At 71.1% G+C, this 13,354-nt stretch carries 16 protein-coding genes and 1 pseudogene; 13 read left to right on the top strand and 4 right to left on the bottom strand.

The window, feature by feature from the left end:
• The first annotated feature begins 8 nt into the window (after positions 1-8).
• The 5 genes from OHU89_RS12565 to OHU89_RS12545 all read left to right on the top strand — a co-directional run bounded on the left by OHU89_RS12565 (position 9) and on the right by OHU89_RS12545 (position 3,776).
• Entirely contained in the window at positions 9-1,103 is a 1,095-nt protein-coding gene (locus tag OHU89_RS12565) for a segregation and condensation protein A (RefSeq protein WP_405642438.1), read from the top strand.
• The gene (gene scpB / locus OHU89_RS12560) at positions 1,100-1,756 is read left to right on the top strand and encodes an SMC-Scp complex subunit ScpB (protein WP_267016282.1); all 657 of its coding nucleotides are present in this window, start codon (positions 1,100-1,102) and stop codon (positions 1,754-1,756) included. Before OHU89_RS12565 ends, scpB begins: the two co-directional genes overlap by 4 nt.
• Positions 1,756-2,877: a pseudouridine synthase gene (locus tag OHU89_RS12555; RefSeq protein ID WP_405642436.1), complete on the top strand. Its 1,122-nt coding sequence runs from the start codon at positions 1,756-1,758 to the stop codon at positions 2,875-2,877. The genes scpB and OHU89_RS12555 overlap by 1 nt, the downstream gene beginning before the upstream one ends.
• A gap of 111 nt (positions 2,878-2,988) precedes the next feature.
• Entirely contained in the window at positions 2,989-3,234 is a 246-nt protein-coding gene (locus tag OHU89_RS12550) for a hypothetical protein (RefSeq protein WP_405642434.1), read from the top strand.
• The gene (locus OHU89_RS12545; RefSeq protein WP_405642432.1) at positions 3,231-3,776 is read left to right on the top strand and encodes a TIGR03086 family metal-binding protein; all 546 of its coding nucleotides are present in this window, start codon (positions 3,231-3,233) and stop codon (positions 3,774-3,776) included. The genes OHU89_RS12550 and OHU89_RS12545 overlap by 4 nt, the downstream gene beginning before the upstream one ends.
• Positions 3,777-3,801: 25 nt before the next feature.
• Here OHU89_RS12545 and OHU89_RS12540 read toward each other — a convergent pair whose 3' ends face one another.
• The gene (locus OHU89_RS12540; RefSeq protein ID WP_405642430.1) at positions 3,802-4,770 is read right to left on the bottom strand and encodes a DUF72 domain-containing protein; all 969 of its coding nucleotides are present in this window, start codon (positions 4,768-4,770) and stop codon (positions 3,802-3,804) included.
• Between the two features lie 77 nt (positions 4,771-4,847).
• On the opposite strand from OHU89_RS12540, the gene OHU89_RS12535 reads away from it, so the two are divergent.
• A complete protein-coding gene (locus OHU89_RS12535) occupies positions 4,848-5,567 on the top strand; it encodes an NUDIX hydrolase (protein WP_405642428.1) in 720 nt (239 codons plus the stop codon).
• Positions 5,564-6,583, top strand: a complete 1,020-nt coding sequence (locus OHU89_RS12530; protein ID WP_405642427.1) for an ADP-ribosylglycohydrolase family protein — start codon at positions 5,564-5,566, stop codon at positions 6,581-6,583. The genes OHU89_RS12535 and OHU89_RS12530 overlap by 4 nt, the downstream gene beginning before the upstream one ends.
• Here the strand turns inward: OHU89_RS12530 and OHU89_RS12525 are convergent.
• From OHU89_RS12525 to OHU89_RS12515, 3 genes are read right to left on the bottom strand one after another with little or no spacing between them, the layout of a single operon-like run.
• On the bottom strand, positions 6,580-6,993 hold the full coding sequence (locus OHU89_RS12525) for a Rieske (2Fe-2S) protein (protein WP_405642425.1): 414 nt from the start codon (positions 6,991-6,993) through the stop codon (positions 6,580-6,582). The genes OHU89_RS12530 and OHU89_RS12525 overlap by 4 nt on opposite strands.
• Positions 6,990-7,574 carry a DUF6529 family protein gene (locus OHU89_RS12520; protein ID WP_405642423.1) on the bottom strand — a complete coding sequence of 195 codons (585 nt, stop codon included), beginning with the start codon at positions 7,572-7,574 and terminating at the stop codon, positions 6,990-6,992. Before OHU89_RS12520 ends, OHU89_RS12525 begins: the two co-directional genes overlap by 4 nt.
• Before the next feature lie 26 nt (positions 7,575-7,600).
• Positions 7,601-8,263: a hypothetical protein gene (locus tag OHU89_RS12515; RefSeq protein WP_266894393.1), complete on the bottom strand. Its 663-nt coding sequence runs from the start codon at positions 8,261-8,263 to the stop codon at positions 7,601-7,603.
• Positions 8,264-8,400: 137 nt separating this feature from the next.
• Between OHU89_RS12515 and OHU89_RS12510 the strand changes: the two are divergent.
• From OHU89_RS12510 to der, 6 genes and pseudogenes are all read left to right on the top strand, one after another.
• Positions 8,401-8,841, top strand: a pseudogene (locus OHU89_RS12510) (YidB family protein); the annotation flags it as partial.
• A gap of 91 nt (positions 8,842-8,932) precedes the next feature.
• Positions 8,933-9,295 carry a chorismate mutase gene (gene aroH / locus OHU89_RS12505; protein ID WP_405642422.1) on the top strand — a complete coding sequence of 121 codons (363 nt, stop codon included), beginning with the start codon at positions 8,933-8,935 and terminating at the stop codon, positions 9,293-9,295.
• Entirely contained in the window at positions 9,292-10,377 is a 1,086-nt protein-coding gene (locus tag OHU89_RS12500; protein WP_405642420.1) for a prephenate dehydrogenase, read from the top strand. The genes aroH and OHU89_RS12500 overlap by 4 nt, the downstream gene beginning before the upstream one ends.
• Positions 10,378-10,464: 87 nt before the next feature.
• Positions 10,465-11,151, top strand: coding sequence for a (d)CMP kinase (gene cmk / locus OHU89_RS12495; RefSeq protein ID WP_365399324.1), 687 nt, complete (start codon positions 10,465-10,467; stop codon positions 11,149-11,151).
• A gap of 53 nt (positions 11,152-11,204) precedes the next feature.
• Entirely contained in the window at positions 11,205-11,792 is a 588-nt protein-coding gene (locus OHU89_RS12490; protein ID WP_405654450.1) for a lysophospholipid acyltransferase family protein, read from the top strand.
• A gap of 79 nt (positions 11,793-11,871) precedes the next feature.
• Positions 11,872-13,350 (top strand): ribosome biogenesis GTPase Der, encoded by a 1,479-nt coding sequence (der, locus tag OHU89_RS12485; RefSeq protein WP_405642417.1) that lies wholly within the window; start codon positions 11,872-11,874, stop codon positions 13,348-13,350.
• Positions 13,351-13,354: the final 4 nt, after the last annotated feature.

Below are 13,354 nucleotides of genomic sequence, written 5' to 3'. Positions count from 1 at the left end.
CGGGGGCCATGACCTCGAACGACGTTCCCGCCCCCGGCGCACCTGCCGGTCGTCGGCGTGTGCTGGGGCGGGGCGCTCTGCGGGTTGAGCCGGAGGGCGAGTCGGTGGCTGCGGTCGAGTCTCCGGCCGAGGCCGGTGGGCCGTTGCGCCCACCCGTGCCGGCAGCGGAACCGGAGCCGGAGGTCGCGGAGCCCGAGGTCGTCGTACCGGAACCCCAGCCGGAACCCCAGCCGGAACCCGAACCGGAGCCCGAGGCCCCGCCTCGTGAGACCCCCGCCGAACCCCAGGAACCCGGCGACGGTGTCTTCAAGGTCCGTCTCTCCAACTTCGAAGGTCCCTTCGATCTCCTCCTCCAGCTGATTTCCAAGCACAAGCTGGACGTGACCGAGGTCGCCCTGTCCAAGGTGACCGACGAGTTCATGGCGCACATCAGGGCGATGGGGCCGGACTGGGACCTGGACCAGACGACCGAGTTCCTCGTGGTCGCCGCCACGCTCCTCGATCTCAAGGCGGCCCGTCTGCTGCCCTCCGCCGAGGTCGAGGACGAGGCCGACCTCGCGCTCCTAGAAGCGCGGGACCTGCTGTTCGCGCGGCTGCTGCAGTACCGCGCGTACAAACAGATCGCCGACATCTTCAACCACCGCCTCGACGAGGAAGCCCGCCGCTACCCCCGTACCGTCGGCCTCGAACCGCACCACGCAGAACTGCTGCCCGAGGTCGTCATCAGCATCGGCCCGGAGGGGTTCGCGAAGCTCGCCGTGAAGGCGATGCAGCCCAAGCCCAAGCCGCAGGTGTACGTCGACCACATCCACGCGCCGCTGGTCAGCGTGCAGGAGCAGGCCGGAATCGTCGTGGCCCGGCTGAAGGAGCTCGGCGAGGCCAGCTTCCGGACGCTGGTCGAGGACATCGACGACACCCTCACCGTCGTGGCGCGATTCCTGGCGCTGCTGGAGCTGTACCGGGAGAAGGCCGTCGCGCTGGACCAGGAGACGGCCCTCGGTGACCTCATCGTGCGGTGGACCGGCGGGGAGGGCGACGCCGAGCCGATGGTGACCGACGAGTTCGACCGACCGCCCGAGCCGCCCAAGGAGGACAAGGCGTGAGCGAGGAGACCACCGACGTCCGGGCCGGGCAGCGCACCGTCGCCGACCTCGATCTCAAGCCCGCCCTGGAGGCCGTCCTCATGGTCGTGGACGAGCCCGCCACCGAGGAACACCTCTCGAAGATCCTCCAGCGGCCCAAGCGGCAGATCGCGGACGCGCTGCGGGAGCTGGCCGACGAGTACACCGTCCAGGGGCGCGGGTTCGAGCTGCGGCTGATCGCCGGGGGCTGGCGTTTCTACAGCCGGCCCGAGTTCGCGGCGGCTGTCGAGGGCTTCGTGCTGGACGGCCAGCAGGCCCGGCTCACCCAGGCGGCCCTGGAGACCCTGGCCGTCGTCGCCTACCGTCAGCCGGTGAGCCGCAGCAGGGTCTCTGCCGTACGAGGAGTCAACTGTGACGGGGTCATGCGGACCCTCCTCCAGCGCGGTCTGGTCCAGGAGGCGGGCGCGGAACCCGAAACAGGTGCGATCCTGTACGTGACGACGAACTACTTTCTGGAGCGGATGGGCCTGCGAGGCCTGGACGAGCTCCCGGAGCTCGCGCCCTTTCTCCCCGAGGCGGAGGCGATCGAGGCCGAGACGCTGGAAGGGGTCCCGTCGTTCGATCCGGACGCACCGGATGCAGATGCAGACGACACGACGACGACGGAACTTTGATGCGAAGCAGTGGCAGCGGCAGTGGCAACAACAGCGGGCGCGGCAAGCCCCGGGGAACCGGTGGGGGCGGCAACCCCCGCGGGACGGGTGGACGCGGCTCCCAGCCGAAGGGCGGGGGAGGGCGCGACGACAAGCCGAAGCGCGAGGGCAAGCCCCGTCCCGAGGAGCGCCGCTATGACGTAGGGCCGGGCGGGACCCATGACGGACCGAAGTCCGGGCGTGGCACCTCCGCGCGCGGCGGTGCCAAGGGCGGGCCCAAGCAGGGCCAGGGCACCGGGCGCGGCCGCTGGGTCCCCGCGACCTCCCGCGAGTACGAGGCGCGGGCCGAGGAGCGCAACCGCGAGCGGTACGCGAACAAGAAGGACGTCAAGCTGCCCAAGACCTTCCCGGGCGCCGAGCAGGAGGGCGAGCGTCTGCAGAAGATCCTCGCGCGTGCGGGCTACGGCTCCCGGCGGGCCTGCGAGGAGCTCATCGAGCAGGCGCGGGTCGAGGTCAACGGCGAGATCGTCCTGGAGCAGGGCAGGCGTGTCGACCCGGAGAGGGACGAGGTCAAGGTCGACGGCCTGACGGTCGCGACGCAGTCGTACCAGTTCTTCTCGCTGAACAAGCCGGCCGGCGTCGTCTCCACGATGGAGGACAACGAGGGCCGTCAGTGCCTCGGCGACTACGTCACCAACCGTGAGACGCGGCTCTTCCACGTCGGTCGGCTCGACACCGAGACCGAGGGTGTCATCCTGCTCACCAACCACGGCGAGCTGGCGCACCGGCTGACCCACCCCAAGTACGGCGTGAAGAAGGTCTACCTCGCGCACATCGTTGGTCCGATCCCGCGGGACCTGGGCAAGCGACTGAAGGACGGCATCCAGCTGGAGGACGGGTACGCGAAGGCGGACCACTTCCGGGTCGTCGAGCAGACCGGCAAGAACTACCTCGTCGAGGTCACCCTGCACGAGGGCCGCAAGCACATCGTGCGCCGCATGCTGGCGGAGGCCGGCTTCCCGGTCGACAAGCTGGTGCGGGTCGCCTTCGGCCCGATCACCCTGGGCGACCAGAAGTCGGGCTGGCTGCGGCGGCTGTCCAACACGGAGGTCGGGATGCTCATGAAGGAAGTCGACCTCTAGGTCTTGGCGTTTCGTCCGTACGACGGCCGGTTCCGGATTCTTCTCCGGGGCCGGCCGATTCGTTTTGGCGCTGCCGCCGGTCTCTATCCCACACGGACGAGGGGAGCGGGCATGACCGCGACGACGGATCTGCGGGCCCGGCGGGGCCATGACGGGGACGAGGGCCGGGCGTCCTCGCGGACCGGGCCGCACCGGATCGCCACCAGCACGTGTCTGACGGCCCTGGAGAGCCGCGCGCGGCGTCCGCTGCTCGCCGGGCTCGGCGGGCCGTCAGAGGCGCCTGAGGAGCCGCTGAGGGTCCCTGCGACGGCTGCGGGGCTGTTCGCCCGCGTCGAGCTGCCCGAGGTGCGGTCATGAACCCGGGGGAGCTGCTGGAGCGTTCGCTCGCGTATGCGCTGGGGAGCGTGGCCGTGGTGGGGGCTGCCGGACTGGGCCGGGCGACGCCCTGTGCGGCGTGGGATCTGGGGGAGCTGCTCGAGCATCTCGACGACTCCCTGGACGCGTTGCACGAAGGGCTGACCGGCGGGCGGATCGGACTGCTCCCGCAGAGCGACCGCGTGTGCGGCTTCCGTACGCGCGCGTGCGCCGTGCTCGGTGCCTGGGCGGCCGGCCCTCGTGATCTGGTCCAGGTCGGAGAACGGCCGCTGGACGTACGGGTGATGGGCGCGGTCGGCGCCGTCGAGATCGCCGTGCACGGCTGGGACGTGGCGCAGGCCAGTGGGCGGTCGCGGCCCTTCCCGGTCGCGCTCGCGGCCGAGTTGCTGCCCATCGCGCGGTGCGTGGTCACCGAGGAGGACCGAGGGGTGCGGTTCGCGGAGCCGGTCGCCGTCCCGCCCTGCGCGCCGCCCGGCGCCCGGCTCCTGGCCTTCCTGGGGCGGCGCGATTCCTTCCCGGGATGAGTCCGGTGGGTTCTTCGGCGGCTAGCTAGGACTCCCGGGCCGCCTGCCCCGACGGACGCGGGCCCGCGCTCCGGGCGGCGGCGGTCGGCGTGGGGTTCGCACCGCCCGTCCGGGAGGGTTCGCCGTCGTCGAGCGCCCAGGACCGACCGGCGCCGGCCAGCAGGCGCCGCATCGTCTCCGCGGCACGGACGGACGCGGTGGCGCAGCAGTTGTTGAACAGGACGTGGAGCTGCTCGACCCGCCCGGCGAGCGAGCGCAACCGGGGCAGCCACTCGGCGAGTTCGTCCTGGCCGTACTCGTACCGGAAGCGGTCCTCCTTGCTCCCCGATCCCCAGGCCGCGCTGCGACCGTGGAAGCGGACGACGGACAGCCGCGGTGAGGTGACGGGAGCGACGGGCGGGATCGAGGAGGGGAGTGCCTGGGTCATGTCGACGGCCACGGTGGTCATGCCGTACCGGGCGAGCAGCGCGCAGGTCACGTCCGCCCACTCGCTGCGCCACCAGCCGGGATGCCGGAACTCCACGGCGACCGGCCACCCGGCGGTCCGCTCGGCGCACTCCCGCAGGAACTCCCCGGCCCGCTGTCCGGGCCGGAACCATGGCGGGAACTGGAACAGCACGCTGCCGAGCCGTCCGGCCGCCCGAAGGGGCTCGATCCCCTCGGTGAACCGCGCCCACACCTCGTCCAGCACCGCCGGGTTCCCGGGCTCGGCGGACAGCCCGCCCGGCATCGCGGAACTCCGTGTCGGATGCCCGGTGAGCAGCGAGAACGCCTTCACGTCGAAGACGAAGCCCGATGGCGTCCGCTCGGCCCACTGCCGGCTGGTGCCGGCGCCGGGCAACGCGTAGTACGACGAGTCGACCTCGACGACCGGGAACCGCTCGGCGTAGTGCCGCAACCGTCCCTCGGCGTCCCGTCGCCCCGGCGGATACCAGCCGCTGCCGGTCAACGCCCGGTCCGTCCACGAACACGTGCCCACCAGGATCTCGCTCATGCGGTGCGGTTACCCGGGTTGTGCGATCCCATCCGGCAGCTTTATAGTCGTAGTGACTATTAAAGGGGTGGGGGCGCGTGGACGCATACGACAAGTACGCCTACGAGCCCTTCGCCGTCACCGTCGATCTCGCCGTCCTCACCGTCACCGAGGGCGCTCTGCACGTCCTGCTCGTGGAGCGCGGACAGGAGCCGTACGCCGGGCACTGGGCGTTGCCCGGCGGCTTCGTGCAGCCGGACGAGTCCGCCGAGACGGCCGCCCGGCGTGAACTCGCCGAGGAGACCGGACTGTCGGACGTCTCCGGGCTGCATCTGGAACAGCTGCGCACCTACAGCGAGCCCGACCGCGACCCCCGGATGCGCGTCGTGTCCGTCGCCTTCGCCGCGCTGCTGCCGGACCCGCCCGAGCCGCACGGCGGCAGCGACGTCGCGGACGCCCGCTGGGTGCCGTACGGCAAAGCGCGACCGCTCGCCTTCGACCACGACCGGATCCTGGCCGACGCCCAGGAACGCGTCGGCGCCAAGCTCGAGTACACCTGCCTCGCCACCGCTTTCTGTGGGACGGCGTTCACGCTCGGCGAGCTGCAGCAGGTCTACGAGACCGTGTGGGGCACCGCCCTCGACCGCCCCAACTTCCGGCGCAAGGTGCTCGCCACGCCCGGCTTCGTCGAACCGGTCCCGGGCGCCGCGCGACTGACCGGCGGCCGCGGCAAACCGGCCGCGCTCTACCGCGCGGGCACGGCCACGACGCTCCATCCGCCTCTGCTCCGAACGCCTCGGGAAGGACGTCCAGCATGACCGCCACGACCGTCAGGAAGCGCGCCGCCACGGGGGCCCTGCTGGGGCTCGCCCTGGGGGACGCGCTGGGCTTCCCGACCGAGTTCAACGACGTGCCGTCGATCCTCGCCAAGTGCGGGCCGTGGCGGGAGATGGAGCTGCCGAAGCCGGCGATCGTCACGGACGACACACAGATGACGCTGGCGCTGGGGCGAGGGCTGCGCACGGCCATGGACCGCGGGCTGCTCGCGCCCAAGCGGATGGAGCGTCCGGTGCGCGAGGAGTTCGTGGACTGGTACCAATCGCCGGAGAACAACCGCGCGCCGGGCCGGACCTGTCTCGTCGCGTGCAATCTGCTGAAGACCGAAGGGCGGCTGTGGCAGGACGCCAGCCAGATCCACTCCAAGGGCTGCGGTGCCAACATGCGCGTCGCCCCCGTCGGCCTGGTCCCCGGCCTGAGCGACGAACAGCGCTCCGGCGCCGCCCAGTTGCAGTCCGCGCTCACTCATGGGCACCCGACCGCGCTCGCCGCGTCCGACCTCACCGCGCACGCCGTACGGCTGCTCGCCCAGGGTGCCGAGCCGACCGGACTGGTCGGGCTGCTGCGGTCGTACGCCGTCGAGAACCGGACCCGGTACCACCACCGCTGGCTCGGCGACCTGTGGACCCGCAGTCAGGACCCGACGCCCGAGCACTTCATCGCGCGCGGCTGGGACGAGTGCCTGGAGATCCTCGGGCGCCTTCAGGAAGCGGTCCGTTCGGTGTCCCCGGAGACCGATCCGTGTCTGGCGACCGGTGAGGGGTGGATCGCCGAGGAGGCGCTGGCGACCGGGCTGTTGTGCTTCCTGCTGTTCGTCGACGAACCGGTGACGGCCCTGCGGCGGGCCGCCTGCACCGCCGGGGACTCCGACTCGATCGCCTGTCTGGCGGGGGCCTTCGCGGGGGCGTACCACGGGGCCGACGTATGGCCCGCCGAGTGGGCGGACCGGATCGAGTACCAGAGCGAGCTGGCGACGCTCGGCGCTCTCTGGGACTAGGCCAGCCGGATCGAGCCGCCCTGCACCGTGATCTTCTTCTCGGCCAGCGGGCGGGGCGCCGGCGGGTTCTCCACCGAGCCGTCCGTGATGCTGAACTTGCTGCCGTGGCAAGTGCAGTTGATGGTGCCGCCGTCGACGTTGGCCACCGGGCACCGCTGGTGAGTGCAGATGCTGGTGAAGGCCTTGAACTCGCCTTCCTTCGGCTGGGTGACGACGACCTTCTCGTCCTTGAAGATCTTGCCGCCGCCGACCGGGATCTCGCTGGTCTTCGCCAGTTCCTGGCCGGCGGAGGCCTCGACGGTGTCGGACCCGGAGTCGCCCTCGTTGCCGTACTCGCCGCAGCCGACGGTGAACGCCGCGGCCCCGGTCGCGAGGAGGACCGTGCGTCGCGTCGGGCCGTGAGTCGTCATGTCGTCACTCCGAAGGTGCGGAAGAACCAGAGGGCGGAGGTCAGCCAGATGATCGTGAGCGCGGTGAAGACGAGCCCGCCGACGATCGGCAGCAGCCAGTTGGGGAGTCGCTCCGAGCGGAGCAGCAGCATCTTGGCACTGAACACTCCGAAGAAGAAGCAACCCAGGAGGGAGTGCCAGAAAACGCGCGTTTCGTACGTCTGATAGCCCAGCGCGTACAGACAGTGCACCGCCACCGGCACCGCCACCAGGAACGCCACCCGCCCCGACCAGCGGTGCAGCACCCCTGACCAGCTCGGGCCCGGCAGCCTGCCGTACATCATCAGCGCCGAGAAGAACTGGACGACGGCGAAGAAGATCGCGACCGTCGCCATCCAGGACTTCACCGCGCCCGTGCTGCTGAAACCGGCGAGGTTGAAGGCGGTCCCCGCCGGGTCGTGGACCTTGCCGTACACACCGAGGGCGACCGCCACCGCGGCGGCGACCAGCGCGGGAACCAGATAGCGCGCCGGGCTCGGCCGCGGTTCGGAGGGCTGGGGAGAGGGGAATCCCTGGGTGGCGGCGTTCGGGTCGGCGGTCATGTCGGCTCCCTCGTACGGACTGGAGTTCAGGGGGTGACGGGGCGGGCCGTGAGCTGCTGTCCGTCGACCGTCACCACGCCGGTCTCCGGGTCGATCTCGGGTGCGGGGGAGGGCTTGCCGTCCTTCTTGAGGATGCCGACCTGGCTGCCGTCCTTCAGCACGATCCAGCCGCCGTCGAACTTCGCGTCGCGCACGGTGGCCGTCGCCCGGTACAGGCCGGACGGCTTGATCGCCTTGTCGGCGGTGAAGGTGTAGTGCCCGCCGCCGATGTCGACCGTGCCGCTGATCCGCTTGCCCTCCTTGAGGGTGCCGTTCAGCTTCGAGCCGTCCTTGGCGGTGAGCTTCATGGTGCCGTCGTCCTCGACGTCGCCCTTGAGCCACGACTCCTTGTCCCGGCCGTCGCAGAAGTACGCGATCGCCCGGCCGTCGCGCAGGGACACGGCGATCGCGGAGGAGTCGTCGTCGGTGCGGCCCGCGTAGTCGGCGTTCGGGACGGGCACCTTCGACGGCGAGGGGGACGGAGACGGGGTCGTCCGCGTGGGAGTCGGGCTCGGTGACGCCTTGGTGCTCGGCGACTCCTGCACCGAGGACGAGGTGGTCTTCTCGCCCGTCGTCGCGTTCAGCGACAGCATGAACAGGCCTACCAGCAGACCCGCGAGAAGGGTGAGCAGCGGTCCGGAGCGCTTCATACGGGCCTCCCCCGAGGCGGGCTTCCTGCCATGAGAGCGGACCCGGGGCCTTGAGTCCAGAGGCGCACGGGCGCGTTCTCACCACAAGTAGCGGAATAGGGCAATCTGGGTGACATTGGCAGAGTTCGGCGCCGGGTCCCCCGGGCTCGGCCGACCTCGCGAAAGGTATGACCATGGCGGGTAACGACCTCGGCAGTCTTCTGGGAGGACTCCTCGGCTCGGGCAACGGTTCCAGCGGGAGCAACATCCTTGGCGCGCTGCTCTCCGCGCTCGGCAAACAGGGCGGCAACGGCAACAACCCGCTGGGCGGACTGCTCGACACCCTGGCCAGGTCCGGCCTCGCCCAACAGAAGGACTCCTGGGTCGGCACCGGCGCCAACCAGTCCGTGACCGGCGCGCAGATCCAGCACGCGCTGCCCGACGAGACCCTCCAGCAGGTCGCCGAGGAGACGGGCGTCTCCACGGACACGGCCGCGGACGAGCTGGCCCAGGTGCTGCCGCGGGTCGTGGACAAGCTGACGCCGGACGGACAGGTCCCGGCCGGCCTCGAAGACCTCGCCAGGCAGCAGAACCTGTAGGTGTCTCAGCGGGCGGGCGGGGCACACCGCCCCGACGCGGGCTGACTACGCTGGATGTACCAAGAGCCGTACATCAGCAAGGAGCACAGCCGTGGCGGTACGAGCGGTCCGGGGCGCCGTCCAACTCGAACTGGACGAAGCCGGTCACATGGACGAGCAGGTCGGAGCGCTGCTCACCGCCGTCCTGGAGCGGAACGACCTCACCGCGGACGACCTGATCAGCATCTGGTTCACGGCCACTCCGGATCTGCACAGCGACTTCCCGGCGGCCGCGGCCCGCAAGCTCGGCATCGTGGACGTCCCGCTCATCTGCGCCCAGGAGCTCGACATCGAGGGCGCCATGCCCCGCGTCGTGCGGATCCTCGCGCACATAGAGTCCGACCGGTCCCGTACCGAGATCAACCACGTCTACCTGGGCACCGCGGCCGCCCTGCGCAAGGACATCGCCCAGTGAGAACCGCACTCGTCATCGGCACCGGCCTCATCGGCACGTCCGCCGCGCTGGCGCTGGTCAGCCGGGGCGTCCAGGTCCACCTGGCCGACCACGACCCCGAGCAGGCCCGCACCGCCGCCGCGCTCGGCGCCGGCACCGACGAGGAGCCCGAGGGACCCGTCGACCTCGCGATCGTCGCCGCCCCGCCCGCCCATGTGGCCGCGGTGCTCGCCGACGCCATGCGCCGGGGCGTGGCCCGCGGCTACATCGACGTGGCGAGCGTCAAGGGCGGACCGCGCCGCGAACTGGAGGCGCTCGGCGTCGACCTCGCCTCGTACATTGGCACGCACCCCATGTCCGGCCGCGAGAAGTCCGGCCCGCTGGCCGCGACCGGCGACCTCTTCGAGGGCCGCCCCTGGGTGCTGACGCCGACCCGGGACACCGACACCGAGGTGCTGAACCTCGCCCTGGAACTGGTCTCGCACTGCCGTGCCGTACCGGTCGTGATGGACGCCGACGCCCACGACCGCGCCGTCGCGCTGGTCTCCCACATGCCCCACCTGGTGTCGAGCATGGTCGCCGCGCGGCTGGAGAGCGCCGAGGAGGCCGCCGTACGACTGTGCGGCCAGGGCATCCGTGATGTGACCCGGATCGCCGCGTCCGACCCCCGGATGTGGATCGACATCCTCTCCGCGAACCCGGGGCCGGTCGCCGACCTGCTCACCGACGTCGCCGCCGACATCGAGGAGACGGTGCAGGCGCTGCGGTCCCTGCAGTCCTCCGACGAGGCCAAGCGCGGTGAGGGAGCCGTTGGCATCGAGGACGTGCTGCGGCGCGGGAACGCGGGCCAGGTGCGGGTACCCGGCAAGCACGGGTCCGCCCCGCGCACCTACGAGGTCGTGGCTGTCCTCATCGACGACCAGCCCGGTCAGCTGGCCCGTATCTTCGCGGACGCGGGACGGGCCGGGGTCAACATCGAGGACGTGCGCATCGAGCACGCGACCGGACAGCAGGCGGGTCTGGTGCAGCTGATGGTGGAGCCGCAGACGGCGCCGGTCCTGACGGCGGCACTGCGGGAGCGTGGCTGGGCCATCCGCCAGTAAAGAGGCCGCTGGCGAGCCAGTACCCTTGTGCGGGGCCCCATCGCACCCCGCACTCCCCACCACACCGCACCAGGAAGGTGTCCTCCCGTGGAAAACGGCGCCGCCCAGCCCGTGATCGTCGCCATCGACGGTCCCTCCGGCACCGGCAAGTCGAGCACGTCGAAGGCCGTCGCGGCGCAGCTCGGTCTGAGCTACCTGGACACCGGCGCCCAGTACCGGGCGATCACGTGGTGGATGGTGACCAACGGGATCGACATCGAGGACCCGACCGCGATCGCCGCCGTGGCAGGCAAGGCGGAGATCATCTCCGGCACCGACCCGGCCGACCCGACGATCACCGTCGACGGCACCGACGTCGCCGGGCCGATCCGCACCCAGGAGGTCACCTCCAAGGTGAGCGCGGTGAGCGCGGTGCCGGAGGTGCGGGCCCGGATCACCGAGTTGCAGCGCTCGATCGCCGCCTCGGCGGAGCAGGGCATCGTCGTCGAGGGCCGGGACATCGGTACGACCGTGCTGCCCGACGCCGACCTCAAGATCTTCCTCACCGCCTCCCCGGAGGCGCGTGCCGCCCGCCGCAGCGGTGAGCTGAAGGGCGCGGACGTCAACGCCACCCGCGAGGCCCTGGTCAAGCGGGACGCGGCCGACTCCAGCCGGAAGACCTCGCCGCTCGCCAAGGCCGGCGACGCGGTCGAGGTGGACACCACCGAGCTCACGCTGACGCAGGTCATCGAGTGCGTCGTCACCCTCGTCGAGGAGAAGCGGGCCGGGAAGTGACCGTCCCTTCGGAGCGGGGTGCAGAGGTCGGGCGGCGCATCGGCGTCGGCCTGATGTACGGGCTGTGGAAGCCGCGCGTGCTGGGCGCCTGGAAGGTGCCCGCGACCGGCCCGGTGATCTATGCCGTCAACCACTCCCACGCCATCGACGGCCCGATGGTCATGGGCGTGGCGCCCCGGCCGACGCACTTCCTGATCAAGAAGGAAGCGTTCATCGGCCCCCTCGACCCGTTCCTGCTCGCCATCGGGCAGGTCAAGGTCGACCGGTCGGGCACCGACCGCACGGCCATCACCCAGGCCCTGGACGTGCTCTCGGCCGGCGGTGTTCTCGGGATCTTCCCGGAGGGCACCCGAGGCGAGGGCGACTTCGCCGCGCTGCGCGCCGGGCTCGCGTACTTCGCCGTCCGCAGCGGCGCCGCGATCGTCCCGGTCGCCGTGCTGGGAAGTTCCGACCGTCCCGGACGGTTGATAAAGGCGCTGCCTCCGTTGCGCAGCCGTGTCGACGTGGTCTTCGGTGACCCGTTCGAGGCGGGCGACGGCAGCGGGCGGCGTACCCGTAAGGCGCTCGACGAGGCGACCGAGCGCATCCAGAAGCAGCTCACCACGCACCTGGAAAACGCCAGGCGCCTGACCGGGCGCTGAGCGACACTAAGTAGTGGATCAAACCGGAGAAACCGGGTGGTCCACCGATCACCACGATGAACGACGAGGTACGGACTTCATGAACGACCACATCCACTCCGACGGCTCGGGCGAGCAGCACGACCACGGAGCGCTTGGCGATGCCGAGTACGCGGAGTTCATGGAGCTCGCCGCGGAAGAGGGCTTCGATCTCGAGGACGTCGAGGGCGCGATCGAGGAGGCCGGTCACGGGCCGCTGCCCGTGCTCGCCGTCGTCGGCCGCCCGAACGTCGGCAAGTCGACCCTGGTGAACCGCATCATCGGCCGCCGCGAGGCCGTCGTCGAGGACAAGCCCGGCGTCACCCGCGACCGCGTGACCTACGAGGCCGAGTGGGCGGGCCGCCGCTTCAAGGTCGTCGACACCGGCGGCTGGGAGCAGGACGTCCTCGGCATCGACGCCTCCGTGGCCGCGCAGGCCGAATACGCGATCGAGGCCGCCGACGCGGTCGTCTTCGTCGTCGACGCCAAGGTCGGCGTCACCGACACCGACGAGGCCGTCGTCCGGCTGCTCCGCAAGGCCAACAAGCCCGTGGTGCTCTGCGCCAACAAGGTCGACGGCCAGAGCGGCGAGGCCGACGCCACCGCTCTGTGGTCCCTCGGCATCGGCGAGCCGCACCCGGTCTCCTCGCTGCACGGCCGCGGCACCGGCGACATGCTGGACGCCGTCCTGGAGGCCCTGCCGGAGGCGCCTGAGCAGACCTTCGGCACCGCTGTCGGCGGTCCGCGCCGCATCGCGCTCATCGGCCGCCCGAACGTCGGCAAGTCCTCCCTCCTGAACAAGGTGGCCAACGAGGAGCGCGTCGTCGTCAACGAACTCGCGGGCACCACCCGTGACCCGGTCGACGAGCTCATCGAACTCGGCGGCGTCACCTGGAAGTTCGTCGACACGGCGGGCATCCGCAAGCGCGTCCACCTCCAGCAGGGCGCCGACTACTACGCCTCGCTGCGCACCGCGGCCGCTGTCGAGAAGGCCGAGGTCGCGGTCATCCTGATCGACGCCTCCGAGTCCATCTCGGTGCAGGACCAGCGCATCGTCACCATGGCGGTGGACGCGGGCCGCGCGATCGTCATCGCCTACAACAAGTGGGACACCCTCGACGAGGAGCGCCGCTACTACCTGGAGCGGGAGATCGAGACCGAGCTTGCCCAGGTCGCCTGGGCGCCCCGGGTCAATGTCTCGGCGCGCACCGGCCGTCACATGGAGAAGCTGGTCCCGGCGATCGAGACCGCCCTGGCCGGCTGGGAGACGCGTGTTCCGACGGGCCGCCTGAACGCCTTCCTCGGCGAACTGGTCGCCGCCCACCCGCACCCGGTCCGCGGTGGCAAGCAGCCCCGCATCCTCTTCGGCACCCAGGCCGGCACCAAGCCCCCGCGGTTCGTCCTCTTCGCCTCCGGCTTCATCGAGGCGGGCTACCGGCGCTTCATCGAGCGCCGGCTGCGCGAGGAGTTCAGCTTCGACGGCACCCCGATCCATATCTCGGTGCGGGTGCGCGAGAAGCGCGGCGCCAAGAAGAAGTAAGCGC

The sequence above is a fragment of the Streptomyces sp. NBC_00019 genome, assembly GCF_045041015.1.
In the GTDB taxonomy this organism is placed as follows: domain Bacteria; phylum Actinomycetota; class Actinomycetes; order Streptomycetales; family Streptomycetaceae; genus Streptomyces.
The sequence above is the reverse complement of the archived record's forward strand: the minus strand, read 5'-3'. Positions and strand labels throughout refer to the sequence as shown.

Excerpts from the sequence above, each read along its gene's own strand:
- OHU89_RS12530 (WP_405642427.1), top strand. The coding sequence starts at position 5,564 with ATGACCGCCACGACCGTCAGGAAGCGCGCCGCCACGGGGGCCCTGCTG.
- OHU89_RS12565 (WP_405642438.1), top strand. The coding sequence starts at position 9 with ATGACCTCGAACGACGTTCCCGCCCCCGGCGCACCTGCCGGTCGTCGG.
- OHU89_RS12490 (WP_405654450.1), top strand. The coding sequence starts at position 11,205 with ATGTACGGGCTGTGGAAGCCGCGCGTGCTGGGCGCCTGGAAGGTGCCC.
- OHU89_RS12525 (WP_405642425.1), bottom strand. The coding sequence starts at position 6,993 with ATGACGACTCACGGCCCGACGCGACGCACGGTCCTCCTCGCGACCGGG.
- OHU89_RS12550 (WP_405642434.1), top strand. The coding sequence starts at position 2,989 with ATGACCGCGACGACGGATCTGCGGGCCCGGCGGGGCCATGACGGGGAC.
- der (WP_405642417.1), top strand. The coding sequence starts at position 11,872 with ATGAACGACCACATCCACTCCGACGGCTCGGGCGAGCAGCACGACCAC.
- OHU89_RS12555 (WP_405642436.1), top strand. The coding sequence starts at position 1,756 with ATGCGAAGCAGTGGCAGCGGCAGTGGCAACAACAGCGGGCGCGGCAAG.
- OHU89_RS12545 (WP_405642432.1), top strand. The coding sequence starts at position 3,231 with ATGAACCCGGGGGAGCTGCTGGAGCGTTCGCTCGCGTATGCGCTGGGG.
- OHU89_RS12540 (WP_405642430.1), bottom strand. The coding sequence starts at position 4,770 with ATGAGCGAGATCCTGGTGGGCACGTGTTCGTGGACGGACCGGGCGTTG.
- OHU89_RS12515 (WP_266894393.1), bottom strand. The coding sequence starts at position 8,263 with ATGAAGCGCTCCGGACCGCTGCTCACCCTTCTCGCGGGTCTGCTGGTA.
- OHU89_RS12520 (WP_405642423.1), bottom strand. The coding sequence starts at position 7,574 with ATGACCGCCGACCCGAACGCCGCCACCCAGGGATTCCCCTCTCCCCAG.